Below are 15,724 nucleotides of genomic sequence, written 5' to 3'. Positions count from 1 at the left end.
CGCGGTGAGGCCGACGCCGTGACGCCGATCCCGCTGATCCTGTATCGCCATGTGACCCGCGGGCTGGAGCCCGTGGCGCCGCGGCTGCTGGATGCGCGCGCCGCTAGGGGCAAGGAGGATCCCGTCCGGGTCGACGAACGCCTGGGCGTCCCCGGGGTCGCCCGTCCCGAGGGGCCCCTGGTCTGGCTGCACGGGGTCAGCGTGGGCGAAGCGCTGTCGCTGCTGCCCCTGGTCGCCCGGTTCCGCGCCGCGCGGCCCGACGCGACGGTGCTGGTCACATCCGGCACCGTGACCTCGGCCCGAATCCTGGCCGAGCGGCTGCCGCCCGGCGTGATCCATCAATACGCGCCCGTGGACGGGCCGGGCGTCGTCGCCGCCTTCCTCGACCACTGGCGGCCCGACCTGGCGGTCTTCGTCGAAAGCGAGCTGTGGCCCAATCTGCTGCTGGAGGCCGACCGGCGCGGGGTCAAGCTGGCGCTGGTCAGCGCTCGCCTTACGGACCGGACGGTCGAGCGCTGGGCGCGCTTCCCCGCCTCGGCCAAACGCATCCTGTCCGCCTTCGATCTGGTCATGCCGCAGGACCACGCCTCGGCCGAGCGGCTGGAGCGGATGGGCGCGCGCATCGGCGGCCTGGCCAATCTGAAACTGGCGGGCGATCCCCTGCCCTTCGACAAGGCCGCCTTCAGCCGCCTCAGCGCCGCCGTCGGCGATCGGCCGGTGATCGTCGCGGCCAGCACCCACGAAAGCGAGGAAGCCGCCATCGTCCGCGCGCTGGACGCCCTGCCGGACCGCAACTGTCTGATCCTGCTGCCCCGCCATCCGGACCGGGGCCCAGTGATCGAGGCCGCGCTCAGGCGCGAGGGCTATCGGCTGGCCGTTCGGTCTCGCGGCGAACACCCTGACGCCGACACAGATCTCTACCTTGCGGACACGCTGAACGAGATGGGCCTGTTCCTGCGGCTGGCCGACGTGGTGGTGATGGGCGGCTCTTTCGCCCCCGCCCTGGGCCTGCCGCCGGTCGGCGGGCACAATCCGCTGGAACCGGCGCGGCTGGGCAAGCCGGCGGTGACCGGGCCCGACGCCTCCAACTGGGCCGGCGTGACCGAGGCGCTGGTCCGCGCCGGGGGCCTGGCGGTGGTGCAGGCGCCCTCCGAACTGTCGGGCGCGATCGCTCCGCTGCTGGCTTCGCCCGACGCCGCCCGCGCCATGGGCGAGCGCGCCCGACGGGCGGCCGCCGAGGCGAATGGCGGGCTGGACGTCCTGTGGAGCCGGCTGGCGTCCATGCTGCCAGATGGAACGCGGCGATGAAGTTGAACACGCCCCGCTGGTGGTATCGACGCCAGCCGGACCACGCACGCGTCGCGCGGACGCTGCTTCGGCCGCTGGGCTGGATCTGGGCGGGCGTCACCGCCCGCCGCATCGCAAGGACGACGCCCGTCGATCCGGGCTGCGCCGTGATCTCGGTCGGGAACCTGACCATCGGAGGCTCGGGCAAGACGCCGGTCGCGCGCGAGACGCTGCGCCTGTTGCGGCGCGCGGGCGTGGACGCCCAGGCCCTGTCGCGGGGCTATGGGGGCCGGCTGGCGGGACCGGTTCGGGTCGACCCCGCCCGGCATGAGGCCGCCGACGTCGGTGACGAGCCGCTGATGCTGGCGCAGGGGTCGCCCGCCTGGATCGCCCGCGATCGTGTCGCCGGGGCGCAGGCCGCCGTCGCGGCCGGCGCACAGGCGCTGGTCCTCGACGACGGTCACCAGAACCCGGCCCTGAACAAGACCGTCAGCCTGATCGTGGTCGACGGCGAGACACGCGAAGACGAATGGCCCTTCGGCGACGGCGCGGTCTTTCCCGCCGGCCCGATGCGCGAACCTCTGGCTGCGGGACTGGCGCGCGCCGACGCCGTGGTCGTCATGCTTCCGACCGACGTGGACCAGGCCGATCCCGAACTGCTGGCGGTCTTCGGCGCCCTGCCCGTCTTCATCGCCCGTCTGACGCCGCAAGGCCCGCCGCCGCCCGGCCCCCAGGTGGGCTTCGCCGGCATCGCCAAGCCGTGGAAGGTCGAGCGTTCGCTGAAGGCGGCCGGGGCGGAACTGGTCGATTTCGTCCCCTTCCCGGACCACGCCGGTTATGGGCCCGCAGACCTGCGCTTTCTGGCTGACCGCGCCGAAACCTTCGGGGCCGGGCTTGTCACCACCGAGAAGGACTGGGTGCGGCTGCCCGCCGACTGGCGCCCGAAAGCGACCGCCTGGCCGGTGGTCGCCCGCTTCGCGGACGAAGCGGGCTTCACGGCCTTTCTGGCCGAAAGGATCGGGGCCGGCGGGGTTCAGTCGGCGCGATAGACGACGCCGCCCTTCATCACGAAGCGCATCCGCTCCAGCTCCGTCACGTCAGTCAGCGGATCGCCCGCCACCGCGACGATGTCGGCCGGCATGCCTGGCGCGATCCGGCCCGCTTCGCTGGCGATGCGCAGATGCTCGGCGGCGCCGACGGTGGCGGCCTGCACCGCTTCCAGGGGCGTCAGGCCCGCGCGAACCAGCAGGGCGAACTCCTGGGCGTTGTCGCCGTGGGCGGATACGCCGCTGTCGGTGCCGAAGGCGATCTTCACCCCGCCTGCGTGTGCGCGCCGCGCCATGTCCAGCATCTTGGGGCCGGCCTCCAGCGCCTTGGCGGTCTGGGCGGGCGTGAAGAAGTTGTCGGGCCCCGAGGCCACCCGCGCCACGAAGTCGCCCGCCAGCAGCGTCGGCACCAGCCAGGCGCCGCGCTGCTTGAACAGGCGGATGGAGTCGTCGTCCAGATAGGTGCCGTGCTCGATCGAATCGCCGCCGGCTCGCAGGAAGGCGTTGATGCCGTCCACCCCGTGGGCGTGGGCGGTCACCTGGCGTCCCATGCGGTGGGCGCTGTCGACGATGGCCGCCAGCTCGGGATCGCTGAACTGCTGCGCAAGACCGGCTGCGGTGTTGGACAACACGCCGCCGGTGGCCGTGATCTTGATGATGTCCGCGCCGGCCCGCACCTGGGTCCGCACCGCGCGCATGCAGTCCTCCGGTCCCGAACAGATGCTCTCGGACGACAGCAGATGCATGACGTCCTCGCGATAGCCGTTCACGTCGCCGTGCCCGCCGTGGATCGACACGGAGGATCCCGAGGCGAGGATGCGCGGCCCGGGCACGTCGCCTTGGCGCACAGCGTTCCTCAGGGCGAAGATCGCCTCGTTGGTCGCGCCCAGGTCGGCGACGGTGGTGAACCCGGCCATCAGGGTCCGGCGCGCATAGCGGGCGCCCGCCATGGCCTGGTCCGCGTCGGACAGCGTCACTTCCTCGAGCCGCCCGTTGGGGTTCTGCTGGCTGGTAAGGTGGACGTGGCTGTCGATCAGACCCGGCAGGACGAAGGCCTGCCTCAGGTCCACGACTCGCCCTTGCGAGGCGTCGCCGACGAAGCCGTCGCGCATTTCAACGACTTGGTTCCCCCTGATCACGAGAGTTTTATCGCGCTGCACGACGCCCGTGGCCGGGTCGGCCAGAAGTCGCCCTACTTCCAGGAACGTCGTCGCGCCATCTGCCGAAATTGTCGGCGCGGCGGGGACTTGCCACGCCGCCGCCGGTGAAGCCGTCGCCACAATCAGCGCCGCAAACAAGCCAAGCCGTTTCATGAATCCCCCCTGAATCAATGGCTTCACCATGAGCTTGAGCACAGTTCGGCTCAAGGCTCAGGTTGCCTGCCCCGAAACCTTTTGAAACAAACGGGGCCCAAGAACAACCGCAACGAGGGCGTCGCATGCGGCTATCGAGACGAGGGCTGATCCTTGGCGGATCGGCCATGCTGGCCGGTTGCGCCAGCGCCAGGGCCACCCCGATCGTGACGGCGCAGGCCGTGTCCGCGCCGGTCACGGCGCCGGTCCCGACCCCGGCTATCGCAGCCGCCAGCCTGACCCCGCCCCCCCTCGACCCACGCGGCCGCGTCCGTAAGGAACTGATGGAGCGCGCCATGACCGCGCTGGACACCCATCATCGCCATATCCCGCTGCGCGACCGGATGTATCTGGTCGATTTCGAGAAGTTCTCCGGCGACGAGCGCCTGTACGAGGTCGACCTAGAGGGCGGTCAGGTCACCGTGCTGCGCACCTGCCACGGCCGGGGATCGGACCCCGCCCATTCCGGCTACGCCCAGCGCTTCTCCAACACGCCCGATTCCAACATGTCCTCGGTCGGCGCCTACGCCACCGCCGGGGCCAGCTGGGGTTCGCAGCAGGGACCGAACGTCCTGCTGGACGGGCTGGAATACAGCAACGACAAGGCGCGCGAGCGGGCCATCATCATCCACGGCGCCGACTACGCCGATCCGGACTTCCTGGCGCGCGAGGGCAAGCTGGGCCGCTCCTACGGATGTTTCTCGGTCGCGCATGCGGACCTGCCAGCGCTGCGCGAGCGGATGGGCCAGGGCCGACTGCTGTTCGCCTGGGCCTAGTCGCCGTCGCCTCGCCCCAGGTGCGTCGCGCCGCGTGAGCGGGCGATCTCCATCTGCCGCTGGCGCTCGGCGTAGCGCTGGCGCTGGCCGTCGTCGCGCGTGTCGCGACAACGCGCGCAGCAGACGCCTTCGATGAAATGCGGCGAGGTCCGGCCGGCCTCGCTCACGGGCATGCGGCATCCCCGGCACAGGACGTGGCTGCCGGGCGTCAGGCCGTGCCCCACCGCCACGCGCTCGTCGAACACGAAACACTCCCCGCGCCACAGGCTGTCGCGAGCGTCCACCGTTTCCAGATAGCGCAGGACGCCGCCCTCCAGGTGATGGACGTCCTCGACCCCTTCCGCCTTCAGGAAGGCCGTCGCCTTCTCGCAACGGATGCCGCCCGTGCAGTACATGGCGACCCGCTTCGCGCCGGTGCGGTCCAACAGGGCCCGGCCCTCGGTGCGGAACCAGTCCGGAAAGTCCCGGAAGCTGCGGGTGTTTGGCTGGACAGCGCCCTCGAACGCCCCGACCTCGCCTTCGTAATCATTGCGGGTGTCGATCACCAACGTCTGCGGATCGGCGATCAGGGCGTTCCAGTCCGCAGGCGAGACATAGACGCCCGCCTCGCGCGCAGGGTCCAGATCCGGCTGGCCCATGGTCACGATCTCGGCCTTGACCCGAACCTTCAGGCGGAGAAACGGCACTTCCGCCGTCCAGGCGTATTTCACGTCCAGGTCGCCGAACCCCGGCAGGGTGCGGATGAAGGCCAGCAGCGCTTCGATGGCCGGCTCGGGCCCCGCGATGGTTCCGTTCAGCCCTTCGCCCGCGACCAGCAGCGTCCCCCGAACACCGCCCGCCTCGCAGGCCGCCTGCAGGCGATCGCGCACGGCCTTGGGATCGGCGATGGCGGCGAACCGGTACAGGGCGGCGACGCGGATGTCGCCGACGGCGTGCGTCACTGTCAGCCCCGGTCCAGCGCCCGCCAGCCTATGTCCGAGCGATTGAAGCCGCCCGGCCAATCGATCCTGCGGATCGCCTCATAGGCCCGCTCGCGCGCCTGGGCGATGTCGTCGCCCTCGGCGCAGACGTTCAGCACCCGGCCGCCCGCCGCGCACAGCTGGCCGTCGTCTCGCCTGCGGGTGCCGGCGTGGAACACCTGGACGTGCGGGCCGAAGTCCTGGTCGGCCCCGCGGATGATCGAACCCTCCAGCGGGCTGTCTGGATAGCCCTTGGCCGCCATGACCACGCAGATCACAGTCTGGGGCTTGAACGTGGGCGCGGCCAGGCCGGATACGTCGCCGCGCGCGCACGCCAGCAGATAGGGCACGATGTCTCCGGCCATGCGCATCATCAGCACCTGGCACTCCGGGTCGCCGAAGCGGGCGTTGAACTCCACCACCTTGGGCCCGTCCTCGGTGGCCATCAGTCCGGCGTAAAGCACGCCGCGATAGGGCGCGCCCTCTTCGGCCATCTTGCGAATGGTCGGCTGCACGATCCGGTCGTTGGCCGCCTGAACCAGCTCTGGGGTGAAGACCGGCGCAGGCGAATAGGCGCCCATGCCGCCGGTGTTCGGTCCCATGTCGCCATCAAAGGCGCGCTTGTGATCCTGGGCGCCGCCGAACAGCACCGCCTGCTTGCCGTCGCAAAGGGCGAAGAGCGACCCCTCTTCGCCCTCCATGAACTCCTCGATGACGACACGCGCGCCGGCCGCGCCGAAGCGCCCACCCAGCATGCGCTCGATCTCGGCCTCCGCGTCCGGGCGGTCCGGACTGATGGCCACGCCCTTTCCCGCCGCCAGGCCGTCGGCCTTGATGACGTAGGGCGCCTTGAACACATCCAGGGCGGCCTTGGCGTCCTTGACGGTCTCATAGACGCCATAGCCCGCCGTCGGGATCTCATGACGCTCCAGGAACGCCTTGGAGAAGGCCTTCGACGTCTCCAGCTGCGCCGCCTTGGCGGTTGGTCCGAAACACGGCACGCCCAATGCGGCCAGCCGGTCCGCCAGGCCCGCCGCCAGGGCGACCTCCGGCCCGACGACGACCAGATCGGCCTTGATCTCGCGGGCCAGCGCGGCCAGGCCTTGGGCGTCGTCCGCCTTCAGCGCGCGGATCTCGCACAGCTTCTCCATACCCGGATTGCCGGGCGCGGCGACCAGGCGCCGGACCAAGGGGGACTGGGCGATCTTCCAGGCCAGGGCGTGTTCGCGCCCGCCCGATCCGACGAGAAGGATGTTCATGTCCCGGAAATGACCGGCCGGCGACGGCCGGTCAAGCGCCGGAAACGCTTAATGGACCGGCCTAGCGCGCGGGAGCCGCCGGCGCCGTGCCCGGAGTCCACGCAGGCAGGGCCTGAAGCTGCGCCAGCGTCAGCTGGGTCGTCAGATCCCGCTCGCCGTTGCGATCCACGGACGACAGGTCGCCGACGGGGACCAGCACCTCAAGGTCGCCGGGACCTTCCAGATCGATCACCACGTGCGTCAGGCGCCCCTGCGGGTCCAGCACCAACGTCTCCACGTCGCCCAGATCGGTGTTCTGGGCCGACAGAAGGTCGGCGTCCTCCATTTGCTCGCGCGTCATGCCGAAGGCGACGGCGGCGCTCGCGGTCGCGGCGTCGGCGCGGGTCTCGGACACCGGCTCGGGCGCGGCGTTGGGGGCCGGCTGCTGGACGACGTCGTCCTCCCGGTCGGAACAGGCGGCCACGCCGGCCAGGCACAGCGCGGCGGCAAGGGGGATGAGACGCTTCATGGGATGGTCCTCGTGTTCAGATCACGGCCGAAATGACGTAGACGCCGACGCCCAGCAGGATCACGCCGAAGATCACCAGCCAGGGGCTCATGGCGCCGCCGGCCCCGCTGCGACGTTGCAGGTCGCGTTCGCGGGGCGTGCGGTCTTCGGGATCGGTTCCTGCGGGGTCGGCCGGCATGAAAGGCGAACGGCGGGGCGGCCAAGCCGTTCCCGCGCGCATCGACGCAGGCTAGACTGAGCCCATGAGCGACGACTCCTATGTGTTCGAGGGCCCGGCCGGGGCGCCCGCCGCCCGCGACAATAATCCGCCGCTGTCGATCTCGGAGCTGTCCTTCGCGCTGAAGCGCACGCTGGAGGACCGCTTCGGACACGTGCGGCTGCGCGGCGAGATATCCAAGGTCAATCGGCACGCCTCCGGCCACGTCTACCTGACGCTGAAGGACGACAAGGCGGCCATTGACGGGGTGGTCTGGAAGGGAGCCGTGCGCGGCCTGGGCGTCCAGCCGGAAACGGGCCTGGAGGTCATCGTCACCGGCAAGATCACCAGCTATCCGGCGCGATCCTCCTATCAGATCGTGATCGAGAGCATGGAGGCGGCCGGCGCCGGGGCCCTGCTGGCCCAGCTGGAGCGGCTGAAGATCCGGCTGCGCGAGGAAGGCCTGTTCGAGCCTGCGCGCAAGAAGGCGCTGCCGCCGTTTCCGCGCACCATCGGCGTGATCACCAGCCCCACGGGCGCTGTGATCCGCGACATCCTGCATCGGATCGCCGAGCGCTGGCCCTGTCGGGTCGTCGTCTGGCCGGTCGTGGTGCAGGGCGACGCCGCCTGCGGTCAGGTCTCCAATGCGATCCGCGGCTTCGACGCCCTGCCGAAGGATGGGCCGATCCCCCGCCCGGACCTTCTGATCGTCGCGCGCGGCGGCGGGTCGGTGGAAGACCTCTGGTGCTTCAATGACGAAGGGCTGGCCCGCACGGTCGCCGCCGCCTCCATCCCGATCATCTCGGCCGTGGGGCACGAGACGGACACCACCCTGATCGACTTCGTGTCCGACCGACGGGCGCCGACGCCCACGGGCGCGGCGGAGCTGGCGACGCCGGTTCTGGCGGACCTGCGCTACACGATCGCCGACCTGGACCGGCGCCTGGTCCAGGCCGGCGGCCGCCTGATCGAGGATCGCCGCACCCGCCTCCGCGCCGTCGCGCGCGGCCTTCCGGCGCGGCCCGAGGATCTGCTGGCCCTGGCGCAGCAGCGTCTGGACCACGTCTCGAGCCGCCTGGCTTCCGGCTTGCAACGCAACGTCGCCCTGCATGAGCGCCGTGTCGCCGTGGCGGCGGGCAAGCTGACCCCGGCCCTGCTGCGCAGCCGGCTGGAGCGCGGACAGGATCGACTGAACGGCGCCGGCGGACGGCTTGGCGCCGCGCTGCGGGCCAATGTGTCGCGGCACGAGCGCCGGCTGCTGCAGGCCGCCGGCCGTCTGTCGCCTGCGCCCCTTTATCGCCGTCTTGATCAGCGCCAGACCCGTCTGGACGCCCTGTCCGTGCGGCTGGGCGGCGTCGTGCCGCGCCGGCTGGAACGGGCGGGCGACCACCTGGCGGCGCTGGCCCGCGCCCTGTCCACCCTGGACCCCGCCAGACCCAAGCCCGGCTTCGCACGCGTCGAGGACGCTGAAGGGCGCTGGGTCACCGCCTCGGCGAAGCTTTCGGCGGGCCAGGCTGTGAAGCTGGTGTTCGGCGACGGGGCCAAGGGCGCGGTCATCGAAGGCGAGCCCCGCTCCCCGCCCCGCGTCCCGCCAAAACCCAGGCCCCCGGCCGCAGATCAGGGCGACCTGTTCTGACCGGGATCGATTTCGCCCCTCCCGCGCGCGTCCGCTTCCTGCTAAGCGCGCCGCTTCCGACGCCCTTCGAAAGCGAAGAATGAAGATTTCCCGTCTCGCCCTGGCCGCCTACGGCTTCGCCCTGCTGGTCATCGTCCTGGACCAGCTGACCAAGGCCTGGATCATCGGCGGCGTGTCGCTGCGCGAGGTCGGGCAGATCCCTGTCCTGCCGCCGATCCTGAACTTCAGCTGGGTCGAGAACACCGGCGTGAGCTTCGGCCTGTTCGGCGGCGGCGAAGCCCGCTGGGGCCTGACGATCTTCTCTATCGTGGTCTCCGCCGGCCTGGCCTGGTGGGCGTTGAGAGCTGACCGTCGCCTGCTGATCACGGCCATCGGCCTGGTCATGGGCGGCGCCCTGGGCAACGTCATCGATCGCGTGCGGTTCGGCTATGTCGTCGACTTCATCGACTTTTCCGGCACGGGCGTCTTCCCCTGGGTCTTCAACGTGGCGGACAGCGCCATCACAGTGGGCGTCGTGCTGCTGATCATCGACAGTCTGGTGTCCGAACGCGCCGCTCAGGTTGGCGCAGCCCCCGAAAAGTCGTAATCACCCCCTCTTCACTATGCGATCCGCGCCCGATGGCGCCCCCGCGAAAAGCCGAGTCGAGCCTGATCCCATGCGTATTCGCAGTGTCGCCGTCCTGACCCTCGCCGCCTCCGCCCTGGCCCTGTCGGCCTGCGGCAGCATCCGTCAAGGCATCGGCCTGGCCAAGGTCGTGCCGGACGAGTTCGTGACCGTTTCCACCGCGCCGCTGACGGTGCCGCCCGAATATGGCCTGCGCCCGCCGGCGCCGGGCCAGCCGCGCCCGCAAGAGCTCGCCCCCGAAAGCGCCGCGCGCCAGATCCTGCTCGGCCAGCGCCAGGCGATCACCCGGACGCCCGGCGAACAGGTCCTCGTCGCCCAAGCCGGCGCCGAACAGGCCGATCCGCTCGCGCGCTACGTCATCGACGACGAGTTCGGCGACATCGCGCACAAGGACGAAAGCTGGGCCAACCGGGTCATGTTCTGGCGCAAGGACGACGCCTCGACTCAGGCGGCCACGGTGCGCCAGACCGCCGACGGCCAGCAGACCATCGACGCCTCGACCGAGGCCGCCCGTCTTCAGGCCCTGACCGGGGGCCGCGAAGGCATCTCGATCGCCCCGCGCCGCGAAGGCGGCTTCAAGCTGCCGGGTCTCTAGGCCCGGTTTGGCGGGCGGTCCGCCGCTGCCCGCCTCGTTTGCCGCGCCTCGCTTTAGCCGCTATCAGCGACGAGCGTTGCGCGGTCGGCCGCCGATCGTCGCGCGCGCCGCCCTGTTCGCTGTCGGAAAAATAAGCTGATGCGTCGCGCCCTCACCGCCCTGGCCGCCCTGTCGATGGCGGCCTCTGTCCTTCCGGTCGCCGCCCAGGCCCAGACCACGCCCCGCGATCGGCAGTCCGGGCAGCAGGCCCAGCCTGAACAGTCACGCTCGCGCGCGCCGCGCATCGCGCCCCTGCGACGCCGCGCCAACGCCGGCCCCTGCCCCTATGTGAAGGTGCTTTACGACGCCGCCCGCTACGTCGAACTGACGGGCGAACGCGCCGCGATCGCCAACGTCGGCTTCACCGGCGAGATCGAGGGCGTCACCGCCGACTGCGAATACCGCGAAAGCGACCCGATCCGCCTGGACATGCAGATGCTGTTCCAACTGGGCCGCGGCGCCCAGGCGGCCGGTGACCAGAAGACCTATCGCTACTGGGTCGCCGTCACCGAGCGGAACAACGCCGTCCTGGCCAAAGAATACTTCGACCTGCCGGTGAACTTCGAGGGTCGCCGCGAGACTTCGGTGACGGAAGAGCGCACCATCGTTATTCCGCGCGCCGACGTCACCACCAGCGGCTCGAACTTCGAGGTCCTGATCGGCTTCGATGTCACGCCGCAGATGGCCGAGTTCAACCGCTCGGGCAGCCGCTTCCGCGTCAACGCCGGCGCCGCCCAGCCCGCCGCCCCGAGCGAATAGAATGGCCGACCTGAAGACCGTCCTCAGCGAAGGGGTCGCCGCCGCCTTCGCCGCCGAAGGCGTGGACAAGGCCCTGGCCCGCGTCACCCCGTCCGACCGTCCCGACCTGGCCCACTTCCAGTCGAACGGCGCCCTGGCCGCCGCCAAGGCGCTGAAGGCCAACCCGCGCGATCTGGCGAGCCGGATCGCCGACCGCCTGACCGCCGATCCGCGCTTCGCCTCGGTCGAGGTGGCCGGACCCGGCTTCATCAACCTGAAGATCGCAGACGCGCTGCTGGCTGAACGCGCCACCGAGGTGGCCGCCGACGCCGAGCACGTCGGCGCCGCCATCGTGGCCGATCCGCGCAAGGTGGTCATCGACTACGGCGGCCCGAACGTGGCCAAGCCGATGCACGTCGGCCATCTGCGCAGCGCCATCATCGGCGAAAGCCTCAAGCGTCTGTTCCGCTTCCGCGGCGACCAGGTCGTCGGCGACGCCCACTTCGGCGACTGGGGCTTCCAGATGGGCCTGCTGATCGTGGCCTGCGGCGACGAGGGCCTGGCGGACGCCTTCATGGCCGAGGGCGACGGTCCCTTCCCCGCCGAAAGCCCCGTCAGCCTGGCCGATCTGGACCGCCTCTATCCGCAGGCCGCCGGCAAGGCCAAGGAAGATCCCGCCTTCCGCGACCGCGCCCGCAAGGCGACGGCCGAGCTGCAGAACGGCCGTCCCGGCTATCGCGCCCTGTGGCGGCATTTCGTGGCCGTCAGCCGCGAGGCGCTCAAGCGCGAGTACGGCGACCTGTCGGTCGATTTCGACCTGTGGAACGGCGAGAGCGACGCCGATCCCCTGATGCCGGAAATGCTGGCGCACCTGAAGGCGACCGGCCTGCTGGTCGAGGACGACGGCGCCCAGGTGGTCCACGTCGCCAAGCCCGGCGAGACCCGCAAGAAGAAGCTGGCCGACGGTTCGGTGGTTGAGGCCCCGTCGCCGCCGCCGCTGCTGGTCATCAGCTCGGAAGGCTCGGCGATGTACGGCACGACCGACCTTGCCACCATCCTGGACCGCAAGAAGGCGCTGGCGCCCGACTTGGCGCTGTACGTCGTCGACGAGCGCCAGGCCGAACATTTCGAACAGGTCTTCCGCGCCGCCTATCTGGCCGGCTACGCCGCAGAAGGGTCGCTGGAGCATCTGGGCTTCGGAACCATGAACGGTGCGGACGGCAAGCCCTTCAAGACCCGCGCCGGCGGCGTGCTGAAGCTGCGCGACCTGATCGACCAGGCCACGGACAAGGCGCGCGAGCGCCTGCACGAGGCCAAGCTGGGCGACGACCTGCCCGCCGAGGAGTTCGAGGCCATCGCGCACAAGGTGGCCATCGCCGCCCTGAAGTTCGCCGACCTGTCGAACGCCCGCACCACCAGCTACGTCTTCGATCTCGACCGCTTCATGAGCTTCGAGGGCAAGACCGGGCCGTACCTTCTGTACCAGTCGGTGCGCATCAAATCCCTGCTGCGGAAGGCCGCGGAACAAGGCGTGGAGCCCGGCGCCATCGTCATCGCCGAACCGGCCGAGCGCGACCTGGCCCTGACGCTGGACGCCTTCTCGACCGCCGCCGCCGACGCCTACGACAAGCGGATGCCGCACCTGGTCGCCGAACACGCCTATCGCGTGGCGCAGGCCTTCTCGAAGTTCTACGCCGCCTGCCCGGTTCTGGCCGCGCCGGACGCCGCCACGCGCGGCTCGCGCCTGGCCCTTTCGGCCGCCGCCCTTCTCCAGCTGGAGAGGGCGCTGTGGCTTCTCGGCGTGGAAACGCCCGAGCGGATGTAGGTCAGTCAGACGCCTTCTCTTCACAGAAGGCGTCCCGCACCTCGTCCTCAGCTCCTTGCTTCGGCGAATCCGCGGCCGCGGCGTTGGCCCAAGCGGCTGCTCTTGTTTGTCCGCCTTGGCGGTGCTCCGTTAGATGCAGCATTCCATCGTGCGCCGCCGGGCGCCGTTCCTTTCGCTCAGGAGGCCGTCATGGCTGATCCCACGTCGCTTGACGCCTACATCGCGGGCCTGCCGAAGGCCGAACTGCACCTGCACATCGAGGGCTCGCTGGAGCCCGAACTGATGTTCGAGCTGGCCCGCCGCAACGGCGTGGCCATACCCTACGACAGCGTCGAGGCGGTCCGCGCGGCCTACGACTTCTCGAACCTGCAGGACTTCCTGGACATCTATTACGCCGGCGCCGCCGTGCTGCTGACGCGGCAGGACTTCGAGGACCTGGCCTTCGCCTATTTCCAGCGCGCGGCGGCCGACAACGTCCGCCACGCCGAAATCTTCTTCGACCCCCAGACCCACACCGATCGCGGCGTCCCCTTCGGCGTCGTGGTGGAAGGGCTGATCGCCGGCATGGACCGGGCCAAGGCCGAGCTGGGCGTATCCAGCGGCCTGATCCTCAGCTTCCTGCGCCACCTGACCGAGGACGAGGCCTTCGCCACCCTGGAGGCGGCCAAGCCCTATCTGCATCACTTCATCGGCGTGGGGCTGGATTCGTCGGAGGTCGGCCACCCGCCCTCCAAGTTCCAGCGCGTCTTCGCCGCCGCCCGCGACCTGGGCCTGAAGCTGTGCGCCCACGCCGGCGAGGAAGGTCCGCCCGCCTATGTCCACGAGGCGCTGGACCTGCTGCACATCGACCGGATGGACCACGGCAACCGGTCGATGGAGGACGAGGCCCTGGTCGAGCGGCTGGCCCGCGAGCAGATGACCCTGACCGTCTGCCCGCTGTCGAACCTGAAGCTGTGCGTGGTGAAGGACCTGAAGGATCACCCCGTGCCCGAGATGCTGCGCCGGGGCCTGCACGTCACCCTGAACTCGGACGATCCGTCCTATTTCGGCGGCTATGTGAACGCCAACTACAGCCAGCTCGCCGCCGCCGTCGGCCTGACGCGCGAGCAGGTCACGCTGTTGGCGCGCAACAGTTTCGAGGGATCGTTCCTGGACGAGGCGGCGAAGGCCGCGCGGATCGCAGAGGTGGAAGCGTACGCCGCAAGAGCAGGCGTTCTCGACTAGACGCCGTCGGACAGGTCCGCCGCCTCGATCTCCGCCACCCCCATCGCCCGGAAACTGTCCCGCGCGGCCGCCTCGCTCTGCGGCGCGATCGCGCGGCTGGCGTCGGAGATGACCACGACCTCGAACCCCTCGCGCACCGCATCCTCGGCGGTGAAGCGGACGCAGTAGTCATAGGCCAGTCCGCAAAGGAAGACGCAGGTCACCCCCAGGTCGCGCAACAGGCCGCTCAGGCCCGTCGGCGTCCGATGGTCGTTCTCGAAGAAGCCGGAATAGCTGTCGACGGCCGGATTGTAGCCCTTTCGGATCACGGCTACGGCCCTGCGCACGGTCGGCGCCACGTCGGGGTGGAAATCGGCGCCTGGCGAGCCCTGTATGCAGTGATCCGGCCACAGCATCTGGCGGCCGTAAGCGACCTCGATCTCGGTGAAGGGCGTCGCCCCGTCGTGGTTGGACGCGAAGCTGATCTGATCCGGCGTATGCCAGTCCTGGGTGACGATCACCTTTGCGAAGCGCTCCGCCAGCCGGTTGATTCCCGGCATGAGCCCCGCCCCGCCGGCGACCGCGAGGCCGCCGCCCTCGCAGAAATCGTTCTGCGGATCGATGACCAGAAGGGCGTCAGTGGAGCCGATCTTCATCATGCGCTCGCATAGGCGTCGATTTCGTTGGCCGAGCCCAGGGCGACGGCGATCCGCTGGTGCAGGTGCTCGGGCTGGATGTCCAGGATCGCCTCGGTCCCGTCCGTCGTCGCCTTGCCGCCAGCCTGCTCGATCAGGAAGGCCATCGGATTGCCCTCGTACATCAGGCGCAGCTTGCCGGGCTTGTTCGGCTCACGCCTGTCCCAAGGATACAGGAAGACGCCGCCGCGCATCAGGATGCGGTGCACGTCCGCCACCATGGCCGCGACCCAGCGCATGTTGAAGTTCTTGCCGCGCGGGCCGTCCACCCCCTTCAGCACCCCGTCGACATAGCGCTGCACCCCTTCAGACCAGTGGCGCTGGTTCGACATGTTGATCGCGAACTCCTTGGTGTCGGGGTCGATCGTTATGGCGTCGTGGGTCAGCAGCCATCGCCCGTCGCTCGACAGCGTGAAGCCGCGCACCCCGCTCCCCGTCGTCAGCACCAGCATGGTCTGGGCCCCGTAAAGGGCGTAGAGCGCCGCCGCCTGCTGGCGCCCCGGCTGCAGGAAGTCGGCCTCGTTCGGCGCGGCCGTCGGCGCCTTGAGCACCGAGACGATGGTCCCCACCGGGGCGTTGATGTCGATGTTGGACGACCCGTCCAGCGGATCGAACAGCACCAGATAGTCGCCGGCGTGGTCAGCGGGCTGGATCGTCTCCATCTCCTCGGACGCCACAGCCGCCACCGCCGGGCAGACCAGCAGGGTGTCGGTCAGGATGTCGTTGGAGATGACGTCCAGCTTCTTCTGCTCCTCGTCCTGGACGTTCACTGCGCCAGATGCGCCCAGCGCCCCCGCCAGCGCGCCGTCCGACACGACGCCGCGGATGTCGACGCAGGCGCGGGCCGCCGCGGCCAGCACGGCCTTCAGGCTCTCGGGCGCCTCCAGCGCGGCGAGGTGGTCTTCCAGGCTGATGCGGTCGGTCATGGCGGATCCTGAGCGTCGATTGTCGTTTTCAGCGTTCATGGCGGGCCGGCCGCCGGGCG

At 70.2% G+C, this 15,724-nt stretch carries 16 protein-coding genes; 9 read left to right on the top strand and 7 right to left on the bottom strand.

What is annotated here, in order from left to right:
- A partial coding sequence (locus tag ACE3PU_RS12070) for a 3-deoxy-D-manno-octulosonic acid transferase (RefSeq protein ID WP_374390085.1) occupies nt 1–1,308 on the top strand: 1,308 nt, incomplete at its 5' end.
- Nucleotides 1,305–2,336 (top strand): tetraacyldisaccharide 4'-kinase, encoded by a 1,032-nt coding sequence (lpxK, locus tag ACE3PU_RS12065; protein WP_374390083.1) that lies wholly within the window; start codon nt 1,305–1,307, stop codon nt 2,334–2,336. The genes ACE3PU_RS12070 and lpxK, both read left to right, overlap by 4 nt.
- On the opposite strand, the gene ACE3PU_RS12060 is transcribed toward lpxK, so the two are convergent.
- Nucleotides 2,321–3,646, bottom strand: a complete 1,326-nt coding sequence (locus ACE3PU_RS12060; RefSeq protein ID WP_374390081.1) for an amidohydrolase family protein — start codon at nt 3,644–3,646, stop codon at nt 2,321–2,323. The two genes, lpxK and ACE3PU_RS12060, sit on opposite strands and share 16 nt — an antisense overlap.
- A 125-nt stretch (nt 3,647–3,771) precedes the next feature.
- On the opposite strand from ACE3PU_RS12060, the gene ACE3PU_RS12055 reads away from it, so the two are divergent.
- Nucleotides 3,772–4,461, top strand: a complete 690-nt coding sequence (locus ACE3PU_RS12055) for a murein L,D-transpeptidase catalytic domain family protein (RefSeq protein WP_374390079.1) — start codon at nt 3,772–3,774, stop codon at nt 4,459–4,461.
- On the opposite strand, the gene ACE3PU_RS12050 is transcribed toward ACE3PU_RS12055, so the two are convergent.
- The 4 genes from ACE3PU_RS12050 to ACE3PU_RS12035 all read right to left on the bottom strand — a co-directional run bounded on the left by ACE3PU_RS12050 (nt 4,458) and on the right by ACE3PU_RS12035 (nt 7,365).
- Entirely contained in the window at nt 4,458–5,402 is a 945-nt protein-coding gene (locus ACE3PU_RS12050) for a rhodanese-related sulfurtransferase (RefSeq protein ID WP_374390077.1), read from the bottom strand. The genes ACE3PU_RS12055 and ACE3PU_RS12050 overlap by 4 nt on opposite strands.
- A 2-nt stretch (nt 5,403–5,404) precedes the next feature.
- Nucleotides 5,405–6,679, bottom strand: coding sequence for a phosphoribosylamine--glycine ligase (gene purD, locus ACE3PU_RS12045; protein WP_374390075.1), 1,275 nt, complete (start codon nt 6,677–6,679; stop codon nt 5,405–5,407).
- Between the two features lie 61 nt (nt 6,680–6,740).
- The gene (locus ACE3PU_RS12040; protein ID WP_374390073.1) at nt 6,741–7,187 is read right to left on the bottom strand and encodes a hypothetical protein; all 447 of its coding nucleotides are present in this window, start codon (nt 7,185–7,187) and stop codon (nt 6,741–6,743) included.
- Between the two features lie 16 nt (nt 7,188–7,203).
- Entirely contained in the window at nt 7,204–7,365 is a 162-nt protein-coding gene (locus ACE3PU_RS12035) for a hypothetical protein (RefSeq protein ID WP_374390071.1), read from the bottom strand.
- Between the two features lie 64 nt (nt 7,366–7,429).
- Here ACE3PU_RS12035 and xseA point away from each other — a divergent pair, with 64 nt between their 5' ends.
- The 6 genes from xseA (at nt 7,430) to ACE3PU_RS12005 (ending at nt 14,065) form a co-directional block, all read left to right on the top strand.
- Entirely contained in the window at nt 7,430–9,019 is a 1,590-nt protein-coding gene (gene xseA / locus ACE3PU_RS12030; protein ID WP_374390069.1) for an exodeoxyribonuclease VII large subunit, read from the top strand.
- Nucleotides 9,020–9,098: 79 nt separating this feature from the next.
- Nucleotides 9,099–9,605: a signal peptidase II gene (lspA, locus tag ACE3PU_RS12025; RefSeq protein WP_374390067.1), complete on the top strand. Its 507-nt coding sequence runs from the start codon at nt 9,099–9,101 to the stop codon at nt 9,603–9,605.
- Between the two features lie 70 nt (nt 9,606–9,675).
- Nucleotides 9,676–10,239, top strand: coding sequence for a DUF3035 domain-containing protein (locus tag ACE3PU_RS12020; protein WP_374390065.1), 564 nt, complete (start codon nt 9,676–9,678; stop codon nt 10,237–10,239).
- A gap of 138 nt (nt 10,240–10,377) precedes the next feature.
- A complete protein-coding gene (locus tag ACE3PU_RS12015) occupies nt 10,378–11,037 on the top strand; it encodes a Tat pathway signal sequence domain protein (protein WP_374390063.1) in 660 nt (219 codons plus the stop codon).
- A 1-nt stretch (nt 11,038) separates the two neighbouring features.
- The gene (gene argS / locus ACE3PU_RS12010; protein ID WP_374390061.1) at nt 11,039–12,841 is read left to right on the top strand and encodes an arginine--tRNA ligase; all 1,803 of its coding nucleotides are present in this window, start codon (nt 11,039–11,041) and stop codon (nt 12,839–12,841) included.
- A gap of 189 nt (nt 12,842–13,030) precedes the next feature.
- On the top strand, nt 13,031–14,065 hold the full coding sequence (locus ACE3PU_RS12005) for an adenosine deaminase (RefSeq protein ID WP_374390059.1): 1,035 nt from the start codon (nt 13,031–13,033) through the stop codon (nt 14,063–14,065).
- Here ACE3PU_RS12005 and pncA read toward each other — a convergent pair.
- Together pncA and ACE3PU_RS11995 are read right to left on the bottom strand one after the other, a co-directional pair.
- Nucleotides 14,062–14,700 carry a bifunctional nicotinamidase/pyrazinamidase gene (gene pncA, locus ACE3PU_RS12000; protein ID WP_374390057.1) on the bottom strand — a complete coding sequence of 213 codons (639 nt, stop codon included), beginning with the start codon at nt 14,698–14,700 and terminating at the stop codon, nt 14,062–14,064. The genes ACE3PU_RS12005 and pncA overlap by 4 nt on opposite strands.
- Nucleotides 14,700–15,665, bottom strand: coding sequence for a class 1 fructose-bisphosphatase (locus ACE3PU_RS11995; RefSeq protein WP_374390055.1), 966 nt, complete (start codon nt 15,663–15,665; stop codon nt 14,700–14,702). Before ACE3PU_RS11995 ends, pncA begins: the two co-directional genes overlap by 1 nt.
- Nucleotides 15,666–15,724 lie beyond the last annotated feature (59 nt).

The organism is Brevundimonas sp. (assembly GCF_041911375.1).
Taxonomy (GTDB): Bacteria; Pseudomonadota; Alphaproteobacteria; order Caulobacterales; family Caulobacteraceae; genus Brevundimonas.
Note: the sequence above shows the minus strand (reverse complement) of the source record. Positions and strands in the feature narration are given on the sequence as shown.

Excerpts from the sequence above, each read along its gene's own strand:
- lspA (WP_374390067.1), top strand. The coding sequence starts at position 9,099 with ATGAAGATTTCCCGTCTCGCCCTGGCCGCCTACGGCTTCGCCCTGCTG.
- pncA (WP_374390057.1), bottom strand. The coding sequence starts at position 14,700 with ATGAAGATCGGCTCCACTGACGCCCTTCTGGTCATCGATCCGCAGAAC.
- xseA (WP_374390069.1), top strand. The coding sequence starts at position 7,430 with ATGAGCGACGACTCCTATGTGTTCGAGGGCCCGGCCGGGGCGCCCGCC.
- ACE3PU_RS11995 (WP_374390055.1), bottom strand. The coding sequence starts at position 15,665 with ATGACCGACCGCATCAGCCTGGAAGACCACCTCGCCGCGCTGGAGGCG.
- ACE3PU_RS12035 (WP_374390071.1), bottom strand. The coding sequence starts at position 7,365 with ATGCCGGCCGACCCCGCAGGAACCGATCCCGAAGACCGCACGCCCCGC.
- ACE3PU_RS12040 (WP_374390073.1), bottom strand. The coding sequence starts at position 7,187 with ATGAAGCGTCTCATCCCCCTTGCCGCCGCGCTGTGCCTGGCCGGCGTG.
- argS (WP_374390061.1), top strand. The coding sequence starts at position 11,039 with ATGGCCGACCTGAAGACCGTCCTCAGCGAAGGGGTCGCCGCCGCCTTC.
- ACE3PU_RS12005 (WP_374390059.1), top strand. The coding sequence starts at position 13,031 with ATGGCTGATCCCACGTCGCTTGACGCCTACATCGCGGGCCTGCCGAAG.
- ACE3PU_RS12020 (WP_374390065.1), top strand. The coding sequence starts at position 9,676 with ATGCGTATTCGCAGTGTCGCCGTCCTGACCCTCGCCGCCTCCGCCCTG.
- purD (WP_374390075.1), bottom strand. The coding sequence starts at position 6,679 with ATGAACATCCTTCTCGTCGGATCGGGCGGGCGCGAACACGCCCTGGCC.
- ACE3PU_RS12015 (WP_374390063.1), top strand. The coding sequence starts at position 10,378 with ATGCGTCGCGCCCTCACCGCCCTGGCCGCCCTGTCGATGGCGGCCTCT.
- lpxK (WP_374390083.1), top strand. The coding sequence starts at position 1,305 with ATGAAGTTGAACACGCCCCGCTGGTGGTATCGACGCCAGCCGGACCAC.
- ACE3PU_RS12060 (WP_374390081.1), bottom strand. The coding sequence starts at position 3,646 with ATGAAACGGCTTGGCTTGTTTGCGGCGCTGATTGTGGCGACGGCTTCA.
- ACE3PU_RS12055 (WP_374390079.1), top strand. The coding sequence starts at position 3,772 with ATGCGGCTATCGAGACGAGGGCTGATCCTTGGCGGATCGGCCATGCTG.